The organism is Nonomuraea sp. NPDC059023, assembly GCF_042740095.1.
Lineage (GTDB): Bacteria > Actinomycetota > Actinomycetes > Streptosporangiales > Streptosporangiaceae > Nonomuraea.
Genome location: NZ_JBHYIO010000006.1, coordinates 132,042 through 155,324, shown reverse-complemented (window position 1 = coordinate 155,324; position 23,283 = coordinate 132,042). Strand labels below are relative to the sequence as shown.

Below are 23,283 nucleotides of genomic sequence, written 5' to 3'. Positions count from 1 at the left end.
GAGTGGAGATTCGCAGTGAGCGCGAGTGGCGGTACCAAAGCGATCGTCGCGGCTCTGGTCGCGAACCTGGCCATCGCCGTGGCCAAGTTCGTGGCCTTCGTTTTCACCGGCTCGTCCTCGATGCTGGCGGAGTCCATCCACTCGGTCGCGGACTCGGGCAACCAGGCCCTGCTGCTGATCGGTGGCAAACGGGCCCAGCGGGAGCGGACCAAGGAGCACCCGTTCGGCTACGGCCGAGAGCGATACTTCTACGCGTTCGTCGTGGCCGTGGTGCTGTTCACCATCGGTTCGGCGTTCTCGATCTACGAAGGCATCCACAAGCTGAGCTCTGACGAGGAGCTGGGGAACCTCAACTGGGCCATCGGCGTGCTGATCTTCGCGATCATCGCCGAGAGCTTCTCCTTCCGCACCGCGATCAAGGAGTCGAACGCGGTACGCGGCAAGCAGGGCTGGGTGGAGTTCATCCGCCGCTCGAAGTCGCCCGAGCTGCCGGTCATCGTGCTGGAGGACCTCGGCGCGCTGCTGGGCCTCATCTTCGCGCTGTTCGGCGTCTCGATGGCGGCCATCACCGGCGACCCGGTCTGGGACGCCATCGGCACGCTGATGATCGGTGTGCTGCTCGGCATCATCGCGATCATCCTGGCCATCGAGACCAAGTCGCTGCTGCTGGGCGAGGGCGCCTCGCCCGACGTCGAGCAGCAGATCAGGGCCGCTCTGGAGAACGCCCCCGAGGTCACCCGCGTGATCCACATGCGCACGCTGCACCTCGGGCCGGAAGAGCTGCTGGTCGCCGCCAAGATCGCGGTCGAGCACGACGACACCGCGGCCGAGGTGGCGCGCGGCATCGACGAGGCGGAACAGGCGATCCGCGCGGCGGTGCCGATCGCCCGCGTCATCTATCTGGAGCCGGACCTGGACCGCGCTCCGTCCGCCTGACGCATGGGCCCCCGTTACTCGGGGGCCCAGACCGCGGTGAAGAACGGGTGGTCGGCGGTGCCCGAGACCTGCAGGGCTGCCGGGTAGTAGCCCTTCGGGGCGATCTGGCGGAGCTTGGTGCGGTAGGCGTCCGGGGTGAGGTCGCCGTAGTGGAAGTAGGCGCTGCTCTCCTTGCGCCACACCGCGCTGTACCGGCGATCCGGGGTGGCCGCCACCATCGTCGGGCGGTAGCCCCGCGCGTGCAGGCGGTCGTAGGCGCGCTTGTGCTGGGCCCAGCCCAGGTCCACGGTGGCCCGCCAGTCGGCCGTGTCCACGTTGGGCTCCCAGACGGCGGCATAACGGCGGTTGCCCGCGGGGCCGTAGGCCGAGACCCAGCGCAGGGTCATGCGGCCGCGGTCCTGGTAGTGGCGGAGCTTGTCCTGGAACTGGGCCTTGGTCATCCGCCAGAAGCTGTGGTTGACGGCGGCGCCGTCCTGCTTGACCATCACGCCGGCGTACGTGGCGTTCTCCCACGCGCCCAGCCCCGCGATCAGCTTGAGCCGGTAGCCGGCGGCCATCGAGCGGGTCAGGAAGCGCTTGGCGGCGTCCGGGTTCAGGCCGTGGAACAGTCGCGGCGCCGGCCCCCGGCGCTTCACCCACACCGCCGTGTACCGCTCGCCCGGCGCCAGGCTCAGCGACGTCGGCTGGAATCCGGCCGCGACCAGTTTGGCGGCGCGGGCGGCGTGCGCGGCCCGGGGGAGGTTGTAGTAGATCCGCACGTTCCCGGTGGTCTGCTCTTTCGGGTACGGCGAGGCCGGCGCGGCCGTCGGGGGCCGGGTGGTGCCCGGTTCCGCGGACTTGCCCGGTTCGCGGGCCGGGGCGGCGGAGGGGGTCTCGGTGGCCTGCCCGGCGGATTTGCCCGGTGGCGGCTCCGTGCCGGGCTGCCGGGCGGCGGCGGTGACTCCGGGGCCGGGGGTGCCGGCCGTACCGGAGTCGAAGGCTCTGACGGCGAGGACGCCGCCGACGGCGGCGGCGACACCCACCAGCGCCCCCACGACCCGCACGGCCCTCCCACGGGCTCTCACGCGGCCGCTGGGCGTCTCCGCGCGGTCCTGGGCGCCCGTCTCCTGGCGGGGTGCCGCTTTCGCGGGGGCCGGTTCCGCCCTGCCGATGGGCGGGGGCGGGAGGTGGCCGACGGTGGTGAGTTCGAGGAGGAGGCCGGCGGCGGTGGGGCGGGCGGCGGGGTCCTTGGCCAGGGCGGCGGCCACCGGGGCGCGCAGGGGTTCCGGCAGCGGCGACAGGTCGGGGGAGTCGTTGAGAATGCGGTGCATGACGGCGGGGATCTCCGCCGCCTGGAAGGCGTGGCGGCCAGTGGCGGCGAAGTACACGACGGCGCCCCAGGCGAACACGTCGGAGGGCGACTCGGCGCGGTGGCCGAGGAACGACTCGGGGGCCAGGTAGAGAGGCGTGCCGACGACGTTGCCCGAGGTGGTGGCGGTCATGTCGGAGGTACGGGCCACGCCGAAGTCGATCAGGCGCGGCCCGTCGGGCCCGAGCAGCACGTTGGCCGGCTTGAAGTCGCGGTGGACGATCCCGGCCCGGTGGATGGCGGCCAGCGCCATCATGAGCCCGGAGGCCAGCCGCATCAGGGGTTCGGACGCGAACGGGCCGGTGGTGGAGACGGCGCGGGCGAGGCTGGGGCCCTCCACGTACTCGCTGGCGATGTACGGCCGGGGGCCGTCGAGTGAGGCGTCGACGATGCGGGCGATCCAGGCGGGGGAGACCCGCTGGGCGGCGGCCAGTTCCTTGGCGAAGCGGTCGCGGAGTTGCGCGTCGCCCCTGGTGTGCAGCACCTTCAGGGCGAGTTGCCGCCCGTCGGCGGCCTCGGCGAGGTAGACCACGCCTTGACCGCCGTCGCCCAGCCGGCCGCGCAGGCGGTAGCCGGCGATCGTCTGCGGATCATCAGACGTCAGGGGCTGCATTCACGGGATATTAGAGGAATCGGGCTACTCGTGCCCGGTCAGGCAGGATGTCCCGGCGTCGGTCTGGTCGAACAGACACCGGCCTTCCTTGTCCAGCGTCACGACCTTCTTCACGGCCCTGAACTGCAGCAACGTCTTGCCGATCGTGTGCAGGACGCGGGCGTCGCCGCCCACGCCGAGGCCGTAGACGGTCCGGCAGAATCGCAGCGTCGCCGTACCTGAGGCGATCTTCAGCTGGAAGTCGGCGCCGCAGTCGGAGCGGCCGCGGATCTGCGCGCCCAGCTCGGAATGGAGGCCCCGGCGCTTTTCCGCCTTGGTGGGGCCGTTGATCAGCTGTTCGACGGAGAAGCGGGCGACGCCCCGGTCGGGCGCCTTGCGGGTCACGGCCACGGTCTTGCCGGGGATGCCGAAACCCTTCGAGAAGTAGACCTTGACGGTCTGAGCGGTGCCCGCGTGCGCGGGTGAGATGGCGAGGACCACTGCCATCAGCAGCTCTTTCATGCTTGTTATGACGCAAGCAGCGGACGCTTGGTTGGCACCGTCACCCGCCCGCGCGAGGCGGTCCCCGGCGCGGTGAGATCGGCGCCGAGCAGACCGGCCACCGTGTACAGATGCCAGACGAGCGCGGGCTTGACCAGCCTGCCGCCGTCGAACAGCGCGGGCACCTTGTCCAGGCGCACGATCTCGCCCAGCCGGGCGCACGAGACGATCGTCTCCCGCAGTTCCGCGGCGAGCTCGCGGCCGGGTTCTGTCCGCCAGTTCCAGGGCTTGGGCTTCGGCGCGGTGATGTGGCGGGCCGCCTTGTGCCGCCAGCGCGCGAGCACGCTCTCGGTGCGGAATCGCCACGGCCGGCCCTCCAGCGGCACGTCGGCGAGCGCGGGCGCGAACGTCCTGACGAGCCGGTGGACCAGCCGCTCCGACCGGCGTAGCCCCGGGTCCATGCCGAGCGCCGCGCTGACCACCCGGTTGTCCAGGAACGGCTGCACCGGCGTGCCCCGGCGCAGCATGGCGGCCCGCGCGGCGGCGTGCCAGCGGCCCACGCGGAAGCGCACGTACAGGTGGTCGGGCACGTGGAGGGAGTCCGAGCTCCAGGCCAGTTCCTCGGCGTGGGCGTTGGCCGTCTCCGTGAACAGGCCGCGGTTGGACAGGAACAGCGTCTCGGTGCGCCGGCGGACCGCCTCGGGCGTGGTCTCCTCCATGCCGGACAGGTAGCCGCCGCGCAGGATCTCCCCGTTGTGCCCGCCCAGCCGGGGGACGTCGCTGTAGGGGGCGTCGGCGGTGATGTTCTCGTAGGCCGACAGCATGCCCTCGCAGGCGCGCAGGATGTGGTGGACCCGGTCGGCCGGGTGCACGACGGACAGTTCGTTCGCGGTGGTGAGGGCCGGTGCCGTCACCTCGTGCTCCACGCCGAGCGCCGCGGCCACCTGGCGGGCCACCACCACGTCGGGGTGGTCGTCGAAACCCGAGGTGGAGGCGCGGAACGGGATGCCCGCCCCGTGCAGCAGCGCGGCGATCAGGCGGCTGTCGCGGCCACCGGTCAGCGTGACGCGCACCTGGTCCTGGCCGCCGGCCAGGGGGCGCACCGCCTGCACCATTCGCTCGGCCACCTGCGCTGCGCCGGTACGGCCGCGCCCCACGGGCAGCGGCTCGGTGGTCACCGTCAGCCGGTCGCCGATCTCCAGGGTCGAGGCCGGGGGCAGGGCGCTCACCCCTGCGTACGGGGTCTCCTCGGACAGGAAGTAGCCCTGCCTGGCCACGGACTGCAGGGCGGTCAGGTCGTAGCGGACGCCGTCGTGGGCGGCCAGCCGTACCAGGAGGGCGCGGTTTCCCACGACGAACAGGTCGGGCGTCTCGGCGTAGTAGACGGGGTCGGCGGGCGCGATCGAGGTCGAGGCGGTGATCCCGTGCTCGCCGGCGCGCAGGAGGGCGAAGCAGCCGGGCTGTCCGGCGGCGGGCCCACGGCCGGGTTCGCCCGGGTGGTGCCCGGCGACGACGGTGATGCCGCCGGGGCCGGACCATGGTTCCCAGGTGGGCTCGTTGGTCCAGGTCAGCACGTGCACGCCGCCGTTCTCCGCGCTCCACTCGTGCGCCCTGACGCGCTCCGGGGCGACGGGGAAGGTCACCGCGATCGACTCGCGGGCGCGCTGGACCGCTTGGCCCAGGGCCTCCTGGCGGTGTGGACGTGCCGAAACTGCCAGGAAAACCCTCATGACGCCCCCCGACGCGCTAGCGATCACCTTTCCTGGGGTTGGATGCGGGAGAGTGTCCGGAGGTTCGCAGAAGGCGGAGCGCCTTCTCCTTCTCGAAGTCGAGCGCGCGGCGCGGGGCCTGCAGCCGGCCGATGCGGATGCCCAGCTCACGTACGGCCTGGGCGACCGCCGGCTCGCTCAGCACGCGCAGCGCGAAGGCCAGTTCGGCGGGGGAGACGTCGAAGCGTCGTTCCAGGTCCACGCCTTGGGCGACGGCCTGGAGTTCTTCGTCGCCGAAGCGCCGGTGGGCGCCCTGCTCGCGTACCGGGGGCAGAAGGCCCAGCGCTTCGCGGTATCTGAGCATTCTGGGCGACATTCCTAGCCGCTTCGCAGCCTCCGTAATCCGCATTCTTACATTCTTACGTCAGATTCGGGGTCTGTGAGTCGCGACTGGCTTCATCTGGTGCCTAAACTCGCAGGCGACAACTTCGTGACACGAGGGGAACCCAGATGGACTTCAAGGTCGCCGACCTTTCGCTGGCCGAGTTCGGGCGCAAGGAGATCCGGCTCGCCGAGCACGAGATGCCCGGCCTCATGGCGGTTCGCAAGGAGTACGCGGCCTCCCAGCCCCTGCGCGGTGCGAAGATCATGGGCTCGCTGCACATGACAATCCAGACCGCCGTCCTCATCGAGACGCTGGTCGCGCTGGGCGCCGAGGTCCGCTGGGTGAGCTGCAACATCTTCTCCACCCAGGACCACGCCGCCGCCGCGGTCGTCGTCGGCCCCAACGGCACCGTCGAGAACCCGCAGGGTGTGCCGGTCTTCGCCTGGAAGGGCGAGACGCTGGAGGAGTACTGGTGGTGCACCGACCAGGCGCTCGCCTGGCCGGGTGGTGACGGCCCCAACATGATCCTGGACGACGGCGGCGACGCCACGCTGCTGGTCCACCGGGGCGCCGAGTACGAGAAGTCCGGCGCCGTACCCTCCGCCACCGAGAACGACCCGGAGGAGTGGCACGTCATCATCGACCTGCTCAAGCGCACGGTCGGTGACGAGAAGCGCTGGACCAAGACCGCCGAGCGCATCAAGGGCGTCACCGAGGAGACCACGACCGGCGTCCACCGCCTGTACGAGATGTTCAAGAACGGCACGCTGCTGTTCCCGGCCATCAACGTCAACGACTCGGTCACCAAGTCGAAGTTCGACAACAAGTACGGCTGCCGCCACTCCGTCATCGACGGCCTCAACCGCGCCACCGACGTGCTCATCGGCGGCAAGGTGGCCGTGATCTGCGGCTACGGCGACGTCGGCAAGGGCTGCGCCGACGCGCTGAAGGGCCAGGGCGCCCGCGTCATCGTCACCGAGATCGACCCGATCTGCGCCCTGCAGGCGGCCATGGACGGCTTCCAGGTCACCACGCTGGACGAGGTCGTCGGCATCGCCGACATCTTCGTGACCACGACCGGCAACTTCGACATCATCCGCGCCGACCACATGGCGAAGATGAAGCACCAGGCGATCGTCTCCAACATCGGCCACTTCGACAACGAGATCGACATGGCCGGCCTCATGAAGACCGAGGGCATCGTCCGCAACAACATCAAGCCCCAGGTCGACGAGTGGATCTTCCCTGACGGTCACAGCATCATCGTGCTGGCCGAGGGCCGCCTGATGAACCTCGGCTGCGCCACCGGCCACCCGAGCTTCGTCATGTCGAACTCCTTCACCAACCAGGTGATCGCGCAGATCGAGCTCTTCGCCAAGACGGAGGAGTACCCGATCGGCGTCTACGTCCTGCCCAAGCACCTGGACGAGAAGGTCGCCCGCCTGCACCTCGACGCCCTGGGCGTCAAGCTCACGACCCTCACCAAGGAGCAGGCCGAGTACATCGGCGTCGACGTCGAGGGCCCGTACAAGCCCGACCACTACCGTTACTAAACCTTTTCTCTAAGTTACGGCAAGCCGCCCCCACGCCACCCGCCGCACCTGGCGGGCGCCGATCGTGGGGGTCGCTTCTCACGTCGGACGTGGTGCTCGCCGTTACGGCGCCCCCTTGACCGCCTGGGTGGTCTTGGGGGCGCCGCCGTACATGGCCATATCTAGGAGATGTCGATGGAGCTGGGGGAGCGGCGGATCAGTTGGGCGGCTCGGGCCATGCCTGTGCTGACCGCCATCGGGGCGCGCTTTGATGATGAGAAGCCGCTTTCCGGGTTGACCATCGCGGCTTGCCTGCATGTGACTGCCGAGACCGCTGTGCTCATGGGGGCTTTGCGGGCCGGGGGCGCTCGGATCGCTTTGGCGGCTTCCAATCCGTTGTCCACTCAGGATGATGTGGCGGAGGCGCTGGCTGGGTATGACATTTCGGTTTATGCGCGGGCTGGGGTGGATCGGGGGACCTACTACCGGCATATTCATCAAGCGTTGGATATTTCGCCTGATCTGGTGCTTGATGATGGCTGTGACCTGGTCAACATTCTGCACACCGAGCGGACCGATCTTCTCGGGCAGGTTTCCGGGGGGTGTGAGGAGACCACGACCGGGGTCATTCGGTTGCGGCAGATGTCTGCCGAGGGGGCGCTGCGGTTTCCGGTCGTCGCCGTCAACGACACGCGGACCAAGCGGATGTTCGACAACCGCTACGGGACCGGGCAGTCGACGCTCGACGGGATCATGCGCGCCACCAACACCATGCTGGCCGGCAAGACCGTGGTCGTGGCCGGGTTCGGTTACTGCGGGCGGGGTGTGGCCGAGCGGGCCAAGGGGCTCGGGGCCCGGGTGGTCGTCACCGAGGTGGACCCGGTCAAGGCGCTGGACGCCACGCTCCAGGGCTACGAGGTCATGGGGATGGGGCGGGCGGCCGAGGACGGCGACGTGTTCATCACCGTCACCGGCAACCGCGACGTGATCAGGAGCGAGCATCTCGCGGTGATGAAGGACGGGGCGATTCTGGCCAACGCCGGGCACTTCGACGTGGAGATCGACGTGCGGGCGCTCGACGGGCTCGGCGTGGAGGTGCACCGCGGGGTGCGGCCCAACACCGACGAGTACGTGCTGGCCGACGGGCGCCGCCTGCTGTTGCTGGCCGAGGGGCGGCTGGTCAACCTGACGGCGGCCGAGGGGCATCCGGCGGCGGTCATGGACCTGTCGTTCTCCGCCCAGGCTTTGGCCGTGACCTGGCTGGCCAAGGAGCGTTTCGGGCTGGCTCCGGGCGTCTACGACGTACCCGGGGAGATCGACGTGGAGGTCGCGCGGCTCAAGCTGGCCGCGACCGGAGTGGAGATCGACACGCTCACCGCCGAGCAGGAGGAGTACCTGCACTCGTGGCGTTACGGCTCCTGAGTGTGTGACAGAAACCGGACAAACACGGGTTCGATCATTAGATAGGCGGATAATTCGGGGCACTTCCATCCGTAGGAGGCCTCCGGTGAGAATCGCCGTCTTATCCTCCCGCCTGGCTGCCATAGCAGCTCTGGCTCTGGCCACCGTCATGGCCGGGACGCCCGCGAACGCCGCGGACGACGTCGTCAAGAGCGACAACATCCGTCTGGAAGCGCACCTCGACCTGCCGGCCGGTGCGGCCGTCAACAGCGACCTCGCCTTCCAGGGGGACTACGCCTACGTCGGCAACTTCAACGGGTTCTCCATCTACAACATCAAGAACCCGAAGTCGCCCCAGCTCGTCAGCTCGGTGAGCTGTCCGGGCGGTCAGATGGACGTGACGATCCTGGGTGACGTCCTGGTCACCTCGGTCGACTCCTCCCGCAACAACGACTCCTGCCAGAGCACGCCGCAGAGCGCGACGGTCAAGGAGTCCTGGGAGGGCGTGCGGATCTTCGACGTCAGCGACAAGCGCAACCCCAGGTACGTCAAGTCCGTCGAGACGAACTGCGGCTCCCACACGCACACCCTGGTGCCCGCCAGAGGGCGCGACGCCAGGAAGTTCTTCTACGTCTACGTCTCCTCCTACCTGCCCGCGGCCAACTTCCCCGACTGCCAGCCGCCGCACGACAAGATCTCGGTCGTGAAGGTGCCGTTCGCCAACCCGGCGGCGGCCTCGCTGGTGGGCACCCCGGTCGTCTTCCCCGACGGCGGCAACGAGACCCAGCCCGGCCTGCTGCTGCCCACCAGCGGCTGCCACGACATCACCGTCTACGCCGAGAAGGACCTCGCCGCCGGCGCCTGCATGGGAGATGGCGTGATCTTCGACATCCGTGACCGGGAACGGCCGCGGATCAAGGCCAGGACGACCGACCCGAACTTCGCGTTCTGGCACTCGGCCACGTTCAACAACGACGGAAACAAGGTCGTCTTCACCGACGAGCTCGGCGGCGGCGTCGAGGCCATGTGCACCACCGCGCAGGCCCCGAACCGCGGCGCCGACGCGATCTACGAGCTGCGCGGCCACCGGCTGATCTTCAAGAGCTACTACAAGATCTCCCGCCCGCAGACCGACCAGGAGAACTGCGTCGCCCACAACGGCTCGCTGCTGCCGGTCAAGGGCCGCGACATCATGGTCCAGGCCTGGTACCAGGGCGGCCTGTCGGTGTGGGACTTCACCGACTCCTCGCGGCCCAAGGAGATCGCCTTCTACGACCAGGGACCGGTCGACCCGACGCAGCTCGTGCTGGGCGGCTACTGGTCCACGTACTACTACAACGGCTACATCTACGGCAGCGAGATCGCCCGCGGGTTCGACGTGCTCAAGGTCGACGACCGGCGGACGAACTCGGCCAACCGCGTGAAGCTGTCCCTGCTCAACGCGCAGACCCAGTCCCGCTATCCCGAGCGCGGCTGGTAAGAGCCCTTCTCCGGGGTACGGCTCGCGGCCCGGCGGGCCGTACCCACTGAGGAGCTTCTAGAGCTCCGACTGGATCTGCTGCATGCGGCGGATCTCGGCCGCCTGGGTGACGCCGACGTCGTTGGCCAGCTCCTCGACCCTGATGTGCGAGCCGCCCTTGAGCACCTGCTCGGTCATCGTGAGCGCGCCCAGGTGGTGCTTGATCATCAGGTCCAGGAAGAGCTTGTCGAACGCCTTGCCGGTGGCGGCCTTGAGCGCCGCCATCTGCTCCGGCGTGGCCATGCCCGGCATGCCCTGGTGCTGCGCGTGGTGCTCGGGCACCTTCTGGCTCTGTTCCTGGAGCCAGGTGGTCATGTACTGGATCTCGGGGCCCTGGGCGTCCTTGATCCGCGACGCGAGGCCCTTGACCCTGGCCGCCTCGGCCCGGTTCGGGGCGAGAACCGACATGTCCAGCGCTTGGCGGTGATGGATGATCATGTCCTGCATGTACTTGATGTCCGAGGCGTTGGCCGTCGGCGACGGTACGGCCGTGGCGGCCTCGGAGGGCGACAGCGTCTTGGCGCTCTCCCCGGGACGGCCCGGCGCGATGACGGGAGCCGTGGAGTCGGCACGAGGGGGTGCCTGCTTCTCGCCGGTGCACCCGGCGAGGGCGACAACCGCGCCCATGACGACGATGAGCGCGACGCGCAACTGGCCTCCCTGACTACCCCATGTCGTAAAAGCGCACTCTAGACGACGATCGCGCAGGTTGGAAGACGGCAAATTGCTACAAACTTTGACAGCTTGCGTGCTGGCCAAATGACCGTTTTCGTACGAAAATTTCTTCATTTATGCCCCCTTTATAGGAGGACTAAGTGTTATCCCCCCGCAGGGCCCTCATCGTGCTCGGTGCCGCCATCGCCCTGGTCGGAGGTGTGCTGCCCGCTCAGGCGGCCGACATCCCCGCCCCCGGCGAGGTGGTCATGAGCGACAACATGCGGCAGGTCACGAACGTTCCGAAGCCCGCCGCGCTCGCCGACATCAACACCGACATGGCCTTCCAGGGCAACTACGCCTACGTCGGCAACTACTACGGCTTCTCGATCTACGACATCCGGCGTCCTTCGCGGACGTCGCTGGTCAGCTCCGTGATCTGCCCGGGCGGCCAGATGGACGTCTCCGTCTACGGTGACCTGCTCTTCGCCGCCGTCGACTCCTCCCGCAACAACGACTCCTGTAGCAGCACCGGCCAGAGCGCCACGATCAAGGAGTCCTGGGAAGGCGTCCGGATCTTCGACATCAGCGACAAGACCAACCCCAAGTACATCAAGTCGGTCGAGACGAACTGCGGCTCGCACACCCTGAGCCTCGTGCCCGGCAAGGGCCACGACCGCCGGCGCAACCTCTACGTGTACGTCTCCTCCTACAGCCCCCGGGCCGACTTCCCGGACTGCGGCGTACCGCACGACAAGATCTCGATCATCAAGGTGCCCCTGCGCAACCCGACGGCCGCCGCCGTCGCCGCCACGCCGGTGCTCTTCCCCGACGGCGGCAACCCCGGGGTTCCGCTGCCCTACCCGGACGGCAAGTCGGCCACCAGTGGCTGCCACGACATCACCGTCTACGCCGAGAAGGACATCGCGGCCGGCGCCTGCATGGGCGAAGGCATCCTGATGGACATCTCCGACCGCCTCAACCCCAGGGTCACCGCCACCGTCCGTGACGACGTCAACTTCGCGTTCTGGCACTCGGCGACCTTCAACAACAACGGCAACAAGGTCGTCTTCACCGACGAACTCGGTGGCGGCGGCGCGGCCACCTGCAACACCGTCATCGGCCCGAACCGCGGCGCCAACGCCTACTACGACATCCGCAGGGGCCAGCTCAAGTTCAAGAGCTACTTCAAGATCCCGCGCCCGCAGGCGGACACGGAGAACTGCGTCGCCCACAACGGCTCGCTGATCCCGGTCAAGGGCAAGGACATCATGGTCCAGGCCTGGTACCAGGGCGGCATCTCGATCGTCGACTTCACCGACTCGGCCCGCCCGAAGGAGATCGGCTGGTACGAGCGCGGCCCCGACAACACCGCCCCGGCCCTGTCCGGCGGCTTCTGGTCGGCCTACTACTACAACGGCCACATCTACGGCTCCGACTTCAACCTCGGGCTCGACGTGCTGTCGATCGACGACCGGCGTACCGACCAGGCCAAGCGTGTCCGCCTGGACAGCCTCAACCCCCAGACCCAGACCTCTTACCCCGACCGTGGTCACGGTCACGACCACGACTGACCAGGAGGACTCTCCCTTGCTGCTGTCCAAGTCACGGCGCTTCCTCGTCGCGGCCGGTGCCGCCGTCGCCTTAGCGGCGACGGCGGTTCCCGCGGCCGCCAACGACATCCCACCGGTCGACACGGTGGTGACCAGCCCGAACGTCTCGCACGTGCTCAACGTGCCCAAGCCGGCCCCGATCGCCGCCACCATCAACACCGACATCGCCTTCCAGGGCAACTACGCCTACGTCGGTAACTACGGCGGTTTCTCCATCTACGACATCAGCAACCCGAAGCGGACCAAGGTCGTCAGCTCGGTCGTCTGCCCCGGTTCCCAGATGGACGTCTCCGTCTACGGCGACCTGCTCTTCGCCGCCGTAGACTCCTCCCGCAACAACGACTCCTGTAGCAGCACCGGCCAGAGCGCCACGATCAAGGAGTCCTGGGAAGGCGTCCGGATCTTCGACGTCAGCGACAAGGCCAACCCCAAGTACATCAAGTCGGTCGAGACGAACTGCGGTTCGCACACGCTGACCCTGGTGCCGGGCAAGGGCCACGACCGCCGGCGCAACCTCTACGTGTACGTCTCGTCGTACCTGCCCGCGGCGAACTTCCCCGACTGCGCGCCGCCGCACGACAAGATCTCCATCATCAAGGTCCCGCTGCGCGACCCGACGGCCGCCGCGGTCGCCGCCACGCCGGTCGTCTTCCCCGACGGCGGCAACGAGACCCAGCCCGGCCTGCTGGTGCCCACCAGCGGCTGCCACGACATCACCGCCTACGCCGAGAAGGACATCGCGGCCGGCGCCTGCATGGGTGACGGCGTGCTGTTCGACATCCGCGACCGGCTCAACCCGAAGGTGACCGCCAGGACCACCGACCCGAACTTCGCGTTCTGGCACTCGGCGACGTTCACCAACGACGCCAGGAAGGTCGTCTTCACCGACGAGCTCGGCGGCGGCGGCGCGGCCACCTGCAACGAGGCGACCGGCCCGACCCGCGGCGCCAACGCCTACTACGACATCCGCAGGGGCCAGCTCAAGTTCCGCAGCTACTTCAAGATCCCCCGCCACCAGGCGGACAGCGAGAACTGCGTGGCCCACAACGGCTCGCTCATCCCGGTCAAGGGCAAGGACATCATGGTCCAGGCCTGGTACCAGGGCGGCGTCTCGTTCGTGGACTTCACGGACATCTCGCGGCCGCGTGAGTTCGGGTACTTCGAGCGGGGGCCGGCCAGCCAGGGTGGCGGCGGCATCTGGTCGGCGTACTACTACAACGGCTACATCTACGCGGCCGACTTCCACAACGGCCTCGACGTGCTCAAGGTCAACGACCCCCTGGTCCGCGGCGCCGACCGCGTCCGCACCGACCGCCTCAACGTCCAGACCCAGGAGTCTTACCGGGATTGGGGCTGGCACCACTAGCCCGCTCTGGGCTCCCCGCTTCAGTCTCGCCCGCTTCAAGGCTCGCCCGTTGCAGGGCTCGCCCGCTTCAAAGCTCGCCCCCACACCTTCCGTGGGGGCGAGCCCCTTTTCTCCGGCCCGCCGTCACCCCTGCGCCCCACTGCCTTTCGCCTCTTCGCCGGGTCGCCTCCGTCCGCTCGATCCGGTCGTTGCCGCGCTTCTCCGCGGGTCTCCTCCCCGTGCACACTGTGCGGCTTCTCGTCTGGCGTGGGTTTCCGTCACGGCCCTCCATCCCCTACGGCAAGCCGCCCCACCGCCACCCGCCGTCGTGTGCGGGCGCCGATCGTGGGGGTCGCTTCTCACGTCGGACGGGGTCGGGCGCCGTTACGGTCAAGATTGCTGACATAGTGGGACATCAGGTGATCAGGGGAGGTCTGTGTGGTGTCCAGAGTCGGCAGGGTCCTGATGTCCGCGGTGGCCGGACTGGCGCTCCTGGGAGCCGTGCCCGCCCACGCGACCGAGAAGCCCGAGAAGCCCGAGACCAGCGCCAACGTCAAGCACGTGGCCAATGTGCCGAAACAGGGGCCCTTCGCCGCCGAGGACGCCTACAACACCGACCTGGCCTTCCAGGGGCGGTACGCGTACCAGGGCAACTACAACGGCTTCACCGTGTACGACATCGGCGATCCGGCCAAGCCGCGGGTCGTCAGCCGCGTTTCTTGTCCGGGGGCGCAGAACGACGTTTCCGTTGTCGGGAAGCTGCTGTTCCTGTCGGTGGACGAGTCGCGTACCGGTGACTCGTGCTCCAGCGAGTACGGTTCGCCGACGGACAAGGGCGCCTGGGAAGGCATCCGGATCTTCGACATCAGTGACAAGGCGCGGCCCAAGTACATCAAGGCCGTGAAGACCGCCTGCGGCTCCCATACGCACACGCTGGTGCCGGACAAGAAGGGCAAGGCGGTCTACCTCTACGTCTCCTCGTACGGGCCGGGGGACATTCTCGCCGGGTGCAAGCCGCCGCACGACAAGATCTCCATCGTCAAGGTGCCGCTGAAGAAGCCCACCGCGGCCAAGGTCGTCGCCACGCCCGTGCTCTTCCCCGAGCAGTCCGGCGGGCCGACCACCTCCGGCTGCCACGACATCACCGTGTACCCGGCCAAGGACCTCGCCGCCGGCGCCTGCATGGGCGACGGAGTGCTGCTCGACATCGCCGACCGCGAGAAGCCGAAGGTCACCGCCCGCGTCACCGACGAGAACTTCGCCTTCTGGCACTCGGCCACGTTCAACAACGCGGGCACCAAGGTGTTCTTCACCGACGAGCTCGGCGGCGGCGCCGCGGGCGTCTGCGACAAGGCCACCGGGCCCGAGCGGGGCGCCGACGCCGTGTACGACATCTCCGGCGTGGAGCTGGCCAAGCGGGCGTACTTCAAGATTCCCCGCACCCAGGACAAGCGCCAGAACTGCGTCGCCCACAACGGCTCGCTCATCCCCGTCAAGGGCAAGGACATCATGGTCCAGGCCTGGTACCAGGGCGGCGTGTCGTTCGTCGACTTCACCGACCCTGCCCGGCCGCAGGAGATCGGCTACTTCGAGCGCCCGCCGTTCAAGGGCAGCGACATCGCCGGCTCCTGGTCGGCGTACTACTACAACGGGTACGTCTACAGCAGCGACATCCAGAAGGGCCTGGACGTGCTGCGCATCGACGACCCGCGCACCGACCCGGCCAAGAACGTGAAGTTCAAGATCCTCAACACCCAGACCCAGTACGGCTACTGACGTCCTAGGCAGGCGGCGCGAACCCGCCCGGCGTGACACCGGGCGGCTCCTCCGGCCTGCGGTAGTCGGGCAACGCCGTGGGCCGCCGGTCCACCCCGGGCCCCGCCTGGACGGGACCTGGCTGGGCGGGGTGCGGCATCGGGTGCTGCGGGCTCACGTGGCCGGGCTGCCATCCCGTCTCGGGCTGAACGGGCGCCTGCGGTCCCTGGGGCGACGGAAGCGTGGGGCCCGGGTGCCATCCCGTCGCGGGCTGGGGCTGGGCCGCCTGCTGGGCGGGCGCCGACTGTCCGGGCAATGCCCAAGGGTTCGGCGAAACGGTCCCCGGCGGCGAAGGCTGCGGCACCGAGGGCTGCGGCACCGGCGACGCCGACTGCGGCACCTGCCAAGGCTGGGACCACGGTGCGGCCGGTTCCTGCTGAGCCCATCGACCCGGCGGCACCGGAGCGGGCTGGGCGCCGACGGGCTGCGGGTGCGGGGCGCCGGGAGGCTGAGCCCAGGGGGTTGGGGGCGCGGGGATGGGCTGCTGGGTGTGCGCGGGGCCGGCGGGCTGGACGGGTTGGGGGCCTGGGGGTTGAGACCAGGGGGCTGGGAGGCGGGTGTGGCGGGCGAGCCGTACCTCCTCGCGGCGGCGGCGCTCGGCCAGGACGGCGCTCAGGTACGCGTGCGGCGGCGCGCCACCGGGGGCGGCGGGCGAGACGTAGGAGGCGACCTGGTTGGCGATGCGCACACCCATCTCGTGCTGTACGGCGGGCGCGAGGTCATACCAGCGCGCCAGGTACTGCCGGGCCGCCGAGGCCACGTCGTCGGGCAACTGGGACAGCTCCAGCCGCGCGGCCCAGGCGGCCAGCTGAGGCGGCATCACGATCGCCTGGGTGGTGTCGCGCGGCGCCCGTTCCGAGATCACGATCGTCCCGGCGAACACGTCACCGAGCCGCTTGCCGCGCTGCGAGACCAGGGACGAGATCAGGGCCGGGGCGCCGGAGAACATCCAGAACTCCATCACCCCCGCCAGCCCCCGCATCAACGCCTGCCGGAACCGCTCCGGACTGCCGTCGTCACCCACCACCCGCAGGCCGAGCGCCAGTTTGCCCAGGCTGCGTCCGCGCGTGGCCGTCTCGAAGATGACGGGGTAGCCGACGATCACCAGCACGACCATGACGATGTTGGCCGCGGCGAACAACGCGGAGTCGCTGATGCCCGCGAAATTGAGCAGCAGGACGGCGAACCCGATCATCAGAACGCCCTGGACCAGCATGTCGATCACGACCGCGACGGCCCGCGAGGGCATCTGCGCCACGCGTACTTCGACGACGACGGCGTCTCCCGTCACAACCTCGGACATACCGGGAGCCTAGTCGGTGACAATGGTCGGGTGGATATCGACGCGTTCATCGCCGCACACCGTCCCACCTGGGATCGGCTGGATCATCTGGTCAAGCACCGCGGCAGGCTGACCGGGGCGGAGGTGGACGAGCTCGTCGAGCTGTACCAGCGGGTGTCGACGCACCTGTCCATCGTCCGCTCGGCCTCGACCGACGCGATGCTGACCGGCCGCCTGTCCGCCCTGGTGGCGCGGGCGCGTTCGGCGGTGACGGGGGCGCACGTGCCGGCCTGGCGGGAATTCGCGCGCTTCTTCACGGTGTCGTTCCCCGTGGTGGCCTACCGGGCGCGGTGGTGGTGGCTGGCGGCGACGGTGGCGTTCGTCGTCGTGTCGTGGGTGATGGGCGCGTGGGTCGCGGGCAACCCCGAGGTACAGCGGGCGATCGCCACCCCGGAGGAGATCACCCAGCTGGTCGAGCACGACTTCGCCGACTACTACTCGGAGAATCCGGCGGCGTCCTTCGCCAGCCGGGTGTGGATCAACAACGCCTGGGTGGCCGCGCTGATGCTCATCGGCGCCATCTTCATGGGCCTGCCCATCCCCTACTTCCTGTTCCAGAACGCCGCCAACGTGGCCGTTTCCGGCGGGCTCATGGCCTCCCGCGGCAAGCTCGACATCTTCTTCGGCCTGATCACCCCGCACGGCCTGCTGGAGCTGACGGCGGTCTTCCTGGCCGCGGCGGTGGGCCTGCGACTTGGCTGGACGGTCATCGACCCAGGTCCCAGGAGGCGCGCCGAGGCGCTGGCCGAGCAGGGCAGGGCGGTGATGAGCGTGGCCATGGGCCTGGTCGTGGTGCTGTTCGTGTCGGGCCTGATCGAAGCGTTCGTCACCCCGTCCGGCCTGCCGACCTGGGCCCGCATCGCCATCGGCGTCCTGGCGGAGGCGGCCTTCCTGGCGTACGTGGTCTTCTACGGCCGCCGGGCCATGCGTGCCCAGGAGACCGGCGACGTGGAACGCGCCCCCGACCTCGCCCCCACGGCCTGACCTCGGGCACAGACACGGCTCAGAGGCGGCTCAGACACGGCTCAGAGGCGGCCGGCGGCCTTCAGGGCGAGGTAGGCGTCGGCCAGGGCGGGGGCGATGTCCTCAGGGGCGGCGTCCACGACCTCCACCCCGTGGCGGCGCAACCTCGCGGTGATCCGGCGGCGTTCGATGCGGGTGTATTCGGCGGCCGCGGCGTCGTACACCTCCTCCGCCGTCGCCTTGCGGCCCGCCATGTCGGCCACCGCCGGGTCGGACACGCCGGCGACCAGGACCAGATGGCGCGAGGACAGCTGGGGCAGGACCGGCATCAGGCCCTCGTCCAGCGCCGACGCGTTCAGGTCGGTCAGCAGGACCACGAGGCAGCGGCGCTTTGCGCGGGACAGGATGCCGGCCACCATGCCGGGGGAGTCGGCTTCGACGAGTTCCGCCTCGATGGGGGCCATCGAGTTGACGAGCGCGGTGAGCAACTCGGTTCGGGAGGCGCCGGAGACCCAGGCGCGCACCGCGCGGTCGTAGGCGAGGAAGTCGACGCGGTCGCCGGCGCGGGCGGCCAGGGCGGCCAGCAGCAGCGCGGCGTCCATGGACCAGTCCAGGCGGGGCCAGCCGGGGACGGGGCGGGCCTGGTCAGGCGAGGTGAGGGACTCCAGGGGCGCCCTGCCGGTGTCGCCGGTCAGCGGGACGGGGGCGGTGCCCACGCGGCCGGCGGACGTGCGGCCGGTGTCCAGGACGATGAGGACCCTGCGGTCGCGTTCGGGACGCCACGTGCGGACGACCACGTCGTGGCGGCGGGCGCTGGCCCGCCAGTCGATGGAACGCACGTCGTCGCCGACCACGTACTCGCGCAGCGAGTCGAACTCGGTGCCCTGGCCGCGTACCAGCGCGGGGTGCTGGCCTTCGAGCTCACGCAGCTTGGCCAGGCGCGAGGGCAGGTGCTTGCGGGACAGGAACGGCGGCAGCACGCGTACCGACCAGGGCGCGCTGTGGGCGCCCTGCCTGGCGGCCAGGCCGAGCGGGCCCACGGAGCGGACCGTCACCGAGGCGGAGGCGCGGTCGCCGCGCCTGGTCGGGGTCAGCGTCACGACCAGGCGGCGGCGTTCGCCCGCCGGGACGTCCAGCTTCAGCTCGCGGGGTGTGGCTCCGGCCGAGGGCGGCCAGGCGTCTCTGAGCACGCCCTGGACCCTGCGGGGGCCGGGGTTCTCCACGGTCAGCTCGATGGTGCCGGTCTGGCCGAGCCGTACCAGATTGTCGCCTGAGCGGTGGAAGCGCAGCGGGCGCACGGAGCCCGCGAGCACGAGGTCGACGGTGATCGCGGCGGCCAGCACGAACAGCCAGCCGAGCAGCGCGAACCCGGGCTCGGGCGCGATCAGCACCACCACGATCCCCACCGCCGCGACCAGCGCGGCCCGCCCCGTGAGAGCCATCAGCGCGGGACCGGGACCGAGGCCAGGATGCCGTCGAGCAGGCCGTCGGCGGTCGCGCCCTCCAGCTCGGCCTCCGGCCGCAGCTGGATGCGGTGGCGCAGCGCCGGACGGGCCAGCGCCTTGACGTCGTCCGGAGTGACGTACGGCCGGCCGGACAGCCACGCCCACGCCCGCGCGGCGGCCAGCAGCGCGGTGGCGCCACGCGGCGAGACGCCGAGCTGCAGCGACGGCGAGGTGCGCGTGGCCCGGCCGACGTCGACGATGTAGCTGAGCACCTCGGGCGCCACGTGCACCTTCGCGACGGCCTCGCGGCCCGCGGCGAGGTCCTCGGCGGTGGCCACGGGCTTGATCTCCGACAGGTCGCGCGGGTCGAAGCCGTTCGCGTGGCGCTGGAGCACCGCGATCTCCTGCTCGCGCGGCGGCAGCGGCACGGTCAGCTTCAGCAGGAACCGGTCGAGCTGGGCCTCGGGGAGCTGGTAGGTGCCCTCGTACTCGACGGGGTTCTGGGTCGCGCACACCACGAACGGATCGGGCAGCATGCGCGCGGTGCCCTCGACGCTGACCTGCCGCTCCTCCATGGCCTCCAGCAGCGCGGCCTGCGTCTTCGGCGGCGTGCGGTTGATCTCGTCGGCGAGCATGAGGTTGGTGAAGACCGGTCCCTCGCGGAACTCGAACTCGGCGGTCTTGGCGTCGTAGATCAGCGAGCCGGTCACGTCGCCGGGCATCAGGTCGGGGGTGAACTGCACCCGCTTGAAGTCCAGGGACAGTGCCGACGACAGCGTACGCACCATCAGGGTCTTGGCGACGCCGGGTACGCCTTCGAGCAGCACGTGCCCGCGGCACAGCAGTGCGATGACCAGGCCCGTCACCACCGCGTCCTGGCCGACCACGGCCTTGGACACCTCGGCACGCAGCGCGCCCAGCGCTTCCCTGGCCGAGTCGCCCCGGGCGGTGGCCGCGACGCGCGTCGTCTCCTCAGTGTTCACGCACGATCCTTTCGATGAATTCCAAGTATCGGGCCAGAGCGACGAGCCCGGCGTCGTCGGCGGGCGGCGGGCCGTACAGCGCGCCGCCGACCTGATGCGCGTCCTGTCCCGTCCGTACGGCCACCGCCGTCACGACCTCATGCTGACCGGCGCCGGGCGCGAGCCCGACCCGGGGCGTCAGCCGGTCGACGGTCCCGGCCCTGAGCACGGCGGCGGCCCGTTCCCTGGCCCGCCTGGCCCGGTAGAGGCGCCCGCGGCCCTCGACGGTCTCGGCGGCGCGCACCACGACGGGCAGCTTCTCGGCGACGACGGGCCCGAGCCTGCGCCCGCGCCAGTAGGCGGTGACGAGCACGGCCAGGCAGGCGGCGAGCACCGCCCACGGCACGCTGTCCGGCACCAGTTCGCCCAGCGACTTGCCGCCCGCCCCGGCCAGGCTGCCGGTCGGCGGCTGTTCGGGACGTACCAGCCAGGTGACGGCCGGCTTGGTTCCGAGCAGGTTGAGCGCGAGCGCGGCGTTGCCGTCCTCGGCCAGGTACTGGTTGGTCATGAACGTGCCGTCGCCGAGCACGGTGACCGTGCCGCCCTCGCCGGGCGCCTGGACCAGCGCGGAGCCCTTCTCGCCCGGGTAACAGCCGTTGGCGCCCCTGAACAGGTCGCCGCCCAGATAGGCGCTGCCCGCGGCTCTGGCGGCCGGCAGGTCGCACTCGGGCTCTCGCGAGCGCACCCGGGCCGACTCGGACTGCGGCCTGATGCTGGGAGCCAGCAGGCCGAGCCCCTCCAGGTCGCCGACGATCACCCGGTCGCCCCGAAGGTGGGCGAGCTGCTCGAGTTGCTGCCAGTCGAAGTAGGCGGTGTGGGTGACGAGCAGGAGCCTGCCCTCGCCCTTGGCGAGCGCGGCGTCGATCGAGTCGACCCTGTCGACGGTGACGCCGCGCTTGCGCAGCAGCTCGGCCAGCGCCTTCGAGCCTTCCAGCGAGGTGTCGGCGGGGTCGAGGCGGCGTGCCTCGCGGGCGCCGGGCGCGAGGACCACGCCGATGATCGCGGTCAGCGCGACGAGGGCGCCGAGCGCGATCCAGAACCGGCCGGCCCGCCACAGCGAACCCGTGGTGGGTGAGGTGCTCACACTCATGCCAGCACCGGCTTCGCCGCCTGGAGCCGCTGGTCCAGGGAGGTCATCGCGTCGTAGGCGGCGGGGGTGCCGGGCACGTCGCCGTAGGTGACGTCGTCGAAGGAGCGCGCCGCGGCGGCCAGTTCGCCGGCGAACGCGGGCAGCGCGGCCCCCGCCTCCGCGGCCAGTTCGTCGGCGGTGCGGCCGGGCATGCCGTTCACGAGCGCGCGCTCCTCCAGGTCACGGGCGATGGCGCGCAGGCGTTCCTGGAGCGCCTCGCTCCAGTGCTGCTCGGCGGCCAGCCGCTCGGCGATGGCGCGGTGCTCTGCGGCGGTCAGCGTGCGATCGTCGAAGACGAGGCCGGTGGCGGGGGCGTTGCGCCGGGACGTCTTGCGCAGCCGCCAGACGACCAGCGCCGCGACGCCGAGGATGATCAGCCCGATGAGGATCGCCGCGATGACGCCGCCCGCGGCGCCGCCGCCCGTCGCGGCGTCCAGCAGGTCGCCGATGAACTGCTGGACCACGCGGGTGATGCGGGCGAGCAGCCCTTCCTTCTCGTACTCGGGCCTGAGCAGCTCCTCCGCGGCGCGTCGCTGCGCCTCGTCCCGGCCTATCGGGGTCACGACCGGGCGGCGTTCGACGGGTGCCAGAGCTCGTCAGCGGAGGAGTGCACCCACCCCTGTCGCTGCTGTTCGATCGCCGCGGTCTGGAGGACCAGGTCGAAGGCCTCGCTGCGCATCCTGCGGTCGGCGTAGAGCAGACCGGCGACCGCCGCCTGGAACGGGTAGACGATCATCGAGGCCAGCGTGGCGCCGATCGCGATCAGGACGGCGCTGATCGCGACCACGCCGACGCCGTCGGCGCCCGTCACGCCCAATAGCTGCGCGGCGAAGGAGAAGGGGATGCTCAGAACGCTGCTGACCAGGTACGCCAGAATCCCGGTCAGGAGCAGGATGCCGAGCACGCGCCAGAAGTCGCCGGTGACCAGCCGCCACGAGCGCTTCATGGCCTCGACCGGCCCGCGGCCCTCCAGCACCACGATGGGCGCGGAGAAGGCGAACCTGGTGGTGAAGAACAACGCGTACACGGCGTACAGCAGCAGCATCAGGAGGCCCAGCCCGATCAGGCCGAACGCGCCCTCCGCCGAGCTGGTGTTCAGGCCGAGGACGACGAAGAGCGCCACCAGCGGTACGACAGGTGCCAGCATCACCAGCCCGACCAGCACCACGACGCCGAACAGCGCCCCGATCCTGCCCTTGACCAGGTTCCACGCCTCGCCGGGCGTGATCTTTCCACCGAAGACCGAACGGCCGAGGATGCGGGTCAGGATGCCCGTGAGCACGGTGGTCACGACGAAGCCGACGACCGCCGAGACGAGGATGCCGCTGTAGCCGGCGACGATGGTGCCGAACATCCCGCCGCTGGTGACGCTCTCCGGGTCGCGGCTGAGCGTGTTCAGCTGGCCGTTCATCACCGCGGTGGCGATCGCCACGGGCACCGAGGCGAGTGCGGCGGCCAGCGCCGACATGCCGAGGATGGCCTTCGGGTTGGAGCGGATGAACTTGATGGAGCCGTCGAGGATGTCGCCGAGCCCCAGCGGGCGCAGCGGGATGATGCCGGGCCGCAGGTGCTGCGGCGGCGGCATGTGGCCGTATCCGGGCGGAGGCGGCAACTGCTGGTACGGCTGCGCTCCGGGAGGGGGCGGCGGGGGAGGAGGGGGCTGTTGCCGCGCGCCGTAGGGCGGGGGCGGAGGCGGCTGCTCACCGTACGGCTGACCGTAGGAGGCCGGCTGCGGCCCGGATCCGGGCGCGGTCCATGGGGAAGCCGGCGGCGCGCCGTAGGGTGGGGGCTGCTCGGCCGACCATCCTGGTGGCCGCTCGGGCGAAGGACCGTCTGACATATCCCAATCCTGGCATGGTGGGCGACTCATTGGGGTCACGCGGTCGTTTCGCCCGGCTGAACTACCCCTGCATTCCAGGGTGTTTCCGGCCCGGGCAGAACTTCGGGGATAGCCGAAAGTCGGCCGGTTACCGCAGACTGAGAAGGTGGACGCCGCTGCAAGTCTAAAATTCGGCTTTTGATGTGCTGGAGT

Annotated in this window: 19 protein-coding genes; 8 read left to right on the top strand and 11 right to left on the bottom strand. The window is 70.1% G+C overall.

Annotated elements, in window-relative coordinates; genetic code table 11:
• Nucleotides 1–15 precede the first annotated feature (15 nt).
• Entirely contained in the window at nucleotides 16–936 is a 921-nt protein-coding gene (locus ACFWYW_RS12710; RefSeq protein ID WP_379609879.1) for a cation diffusion facilitator family transporter, read from the top strand.
• Nucleotides 937–950: 14 nt separating this feature from the next.
• Here the strand turns inward: ACFWYW_RS12710 and ACFWYW_RS12705 are convergent, their stop codons facing one another.
• From ACFWYW_RS12705 to ACFWYW_RS12690, 4 genes are read right to left on the bottom strand one after another with little or no spacing between them, the layout of a single operon-like run.
• Nucleotides 951–2,897, bottom strand: coding sequence for a protein kinase (locus ACFWYW_RS12705; protein ID WP_379609878.1), 1,947 nt, complete (start codon nucleotides 2,895–2,897; stop codon nucleotides 951–953).
• Nucleotides 2,898–2,921: 24 nt separating this feature from the next.
• On the bottom strand, nucleotides 2,922–3,398 hold the full coding sequence (locus ACFWYW_RS12700; RefSeq protein ID WP_379609877.1) for a hypothetical protein: 477 nt from the start codon (nucleotides 3,396–3,398) through the stop codon (nucleotides 2,922–2,924).
• A gap of 5 nt (nucleotides 3,399–3,403) precedes the next feature.
• On the bottom strand, nucleotides 3,404–5,107 hold the full coding sequence (locus tag ACFWYW_RS12695) for an asparagine synthase-related protein (protein WP_379609876.1): 1,704 nt from the start codon (nucleotides 5,105–5,107) through the stop codon (nucleotides 3,404–3,406).
• A gap of 16 nt (nucleotides 5,108–5,123) precedes the next feature.
• Nucleotides 5,124–5,495, bottom strand: coding sequence for a MerR family DNA-binding transcriptional regulator (locus ACFWYW_RS12690; RefSeq protein ID WP_379609875.1), 372 nt, complete (start codon nucleotides 5,493–5,495; stop codon nucleotides 5,124–5,126).
• 101 nt (nucleotides 5,496–5,596) lie between these two features.
• Here ACFWYW_RS12690 and ahcY point away from each other — a divergent pair, with 101 nt between their 5' ends.
• From ahcY to ACFWYW_RS12675, 3 genes are all read left to right on the top strand, one after another.
• Nucleotides 5,597–7,024, top strand: coding sequence for an adenosylhomocysteinase (gene ahcY / locus ACFWYW_RS12685; protein ID WP_379609874.1), 1,428 nt, complete (start codon nucleotides 5,597–5,599; stop codon nucleotides 7,022–7,024).
• Between the two features lie 168 nt (nucleotides 7,025–7,192).
• Nucleotides 7,193–8,425: an adenosylhomocysteinase gene (locus ACFWYW_RS12680; RefSeq protein WP_379609873.1), complete on the top strand. Its 1,233-nt coding sequence runs from the start codon at nucleotides 7,193–7,195 to the stop codon at nucleotides 8,423–8,425.
• Between the two features lie 148 nt (nucleotides 8,426–8,573).
• The gene (locus tag ACFWYW_RS12675; RefSeq protein ID WP_379610113.1) at nucleotides 8,574–9,884 is read left to right on the top strand and encodes an LVIVD repeat-containing protein; all 1,311 of its coding nucleotides are present in this window, start codon (nucleotides 8,574–8,576) and stop codon (nucleotides 9,882–9,884) included.
• A gap of 57 nt (nucleotides 9,885–9,941) precedes the next feature.
• Here the strand turns inward: ACFWYW_RS12675 and ACFWYW_RS12670 are convergent, their stop codons facing one another.
• Nucleotides 9,942–10,574, bottom strand: a complete 633-nt coding sequence (locus tag ACFWYW_RS12670) for a DUF305 domain-containing protein (protein ID WP_379609872.1) — start codon at nucleotides 10,572–10,574, stop codon at nucleotides 9,942–9,944.
• Between the two features lie 164 nt (nucleotides 10,575–10,738).
• On the opposite strand from ACFWYW_RS12670, the gene ACFWYW_RS12665 reads away from it, so the two are divergent.
• From ACFWYW_RS12665 to ACFWYW_RS12655, 3 genes are all read left to right on the top strand, one after another.
• Nucleotides 10,739–12,151 (top strand): LVIVD repeat-containing protein, encoded by a 1,413-nt coding sequence (locus tag ACFWYW_RS12665; RefSeq protein WP_379609871.1) that lies wholly within the window; start codon nucleotides 10,739–10,741, stop codon nucleotides 12,149–12,151.
• 22 nt (nucleotides 12,152–12,173) lie between these two features.
• Nucleotides 12,174–13,556: an LVIVD repeat-containing protein gene (locus tag ACFWYW_RS12660; protein ID WP_379610112.1), complete on the top strand. Its 1,383-nt coding sequence runs from the start codon at nucleotides 12,174–12,176 to the stop codon at nucleotides 13,554–13,556.
• 444 nt (nucleotides 13,557–14,000) lie between these two features.
• Nucleotides 14,001–15,311: an LVIVD repeat-containing protein gene (locus ACFWYW_RS12655; protein ID WP_379610111.1), complete on the top strand. Its 1,311-nt coding sequence runs from the start codon at nucleotides 14,001–14,003 to the stop codon at nucleotides 15,309–15,311.
• A 4-nt stretch (nucleotides 15,312–15,315) separates the two neighbouring features.
• Here the strand turns inward: ACFWYW_RS12655 and ACFWYW_RS12650 are convergent, their stop codons facing one another.
• On the bottom strand, nucleotides 15,316–16,653 hold the full coding sequence (locus tag ACFWYW_RS12650) for an RDD family protein (RefSeq protein ID WP_379609870.1): 1,338 nt from the start codon (nucleotides 16,651–16,653) through the stop codon (nucleotides 15,316–15,318).
• Between the two features lie 30 nt (nucleotides 16,654–16,683).
• Here ACFWYW_RS12650 and ACFWYW_RS12645 point away from each other — a divergent pair, with 30 nt between their 5' ends.
• On the top strand, nucleotides 16,684–17,676 hold the full coding sequence (locus ACFWYW_RS12645) for a stage II sporulation protein M (RefSeq protein WP_379609869.1): 993 nt from the start codon (nucleotides 16,684–16,686) through the stop codon (nucleotides 17,674–17,676).
• Nucleotides 17,677–17,717: 41 nt separating this feature from the next.
• Here the strand turns inward: ACFWYW_RS12645 and ACFWYW_RS12640 are convergent, their stop codons facing one another.
• Genes ACFWYW_RS12640 through ACFWYW_RS12620 form a run of 5 tightly spaced genes read right to left on the bottom strand, consistent with a single transcriptional unit; the run spans nucleotide 17,718 to nucleotide 23,091 of the window.
• Nucleotides 17,718–19,097, bottom strand: coding sequence for a DUF58 domain-containing protein (locus ACFWYW_RS12640; RefSeq protein ID WP_379609868.1), 1,380 nt, complete (start codon nucleotides 19,095–19,097; stop codon nucleotides 17,718–17,720).
• On the bottom strand, nucleotides 19,097–20,083 hold the full coding sequence (locus ACFWYW_RS12635; protein WP_379609867.1) for an AAA family ATPase: 987 nt from the start codon (nucleotides 20,081–20,083) through the stop codon (nucleotides 19,097–19,099). Before ACFWYW_RS12635 ends, ACFWYW_RS12640 begins: the two co-directional genes overlap by 1 nt.
• On the bottom strand, nucleotides 20,073–21,212 hold the full coding sequence (locus ACFWYW_RS12630) for a DUF4350 domain-containing protein (RefSeq protein ID WP_379609866.1): 1,140 nt from the start codon (nucleotides 21,210–21,212) through the stop codon (nucleotides 20,073–20,075). The genes ACFWYW_RS12635 and ACFWYW_RS12630 overlap by 11 nt, the downstream gene beginning before the upstream one ends.
• Nucleotides 21,209–21,814, bottom strand: a complete 606-nt coding sequence (locus ACFWYW_RS12625) for a DUF4129 domain-containing protein (protein ID WP_379609865.1) — start codon at nucleotides 21,812–21,814, stop codon at nucleotides 21,209–21,211. Before ACFWYW_RS12625 ends, ACFWYW_RS12630 begins: the two co-directional genes overlap by 4 nt.
• Complete coding sequence (locus ACFWYW_RS12620) at nucleotides 21,811–23,091, bottom strand: glycerophosphoryl diester phosphodiesterase membrane domain-containing protein (RefSeq protein ID WP_379609864.1); 1,281 nt, start codon at nucleotides 23,089–23,091, stop codon at nucleotides 21,811–21,813. The genes ACFWYW_RS12625 and ACFWYW_RS12620 overlap by 4 nt, the downstream gene beginning before the upstream one ends.
• Nucleotides 23,092–23,283: the final 192 nt, after the last annotated feature.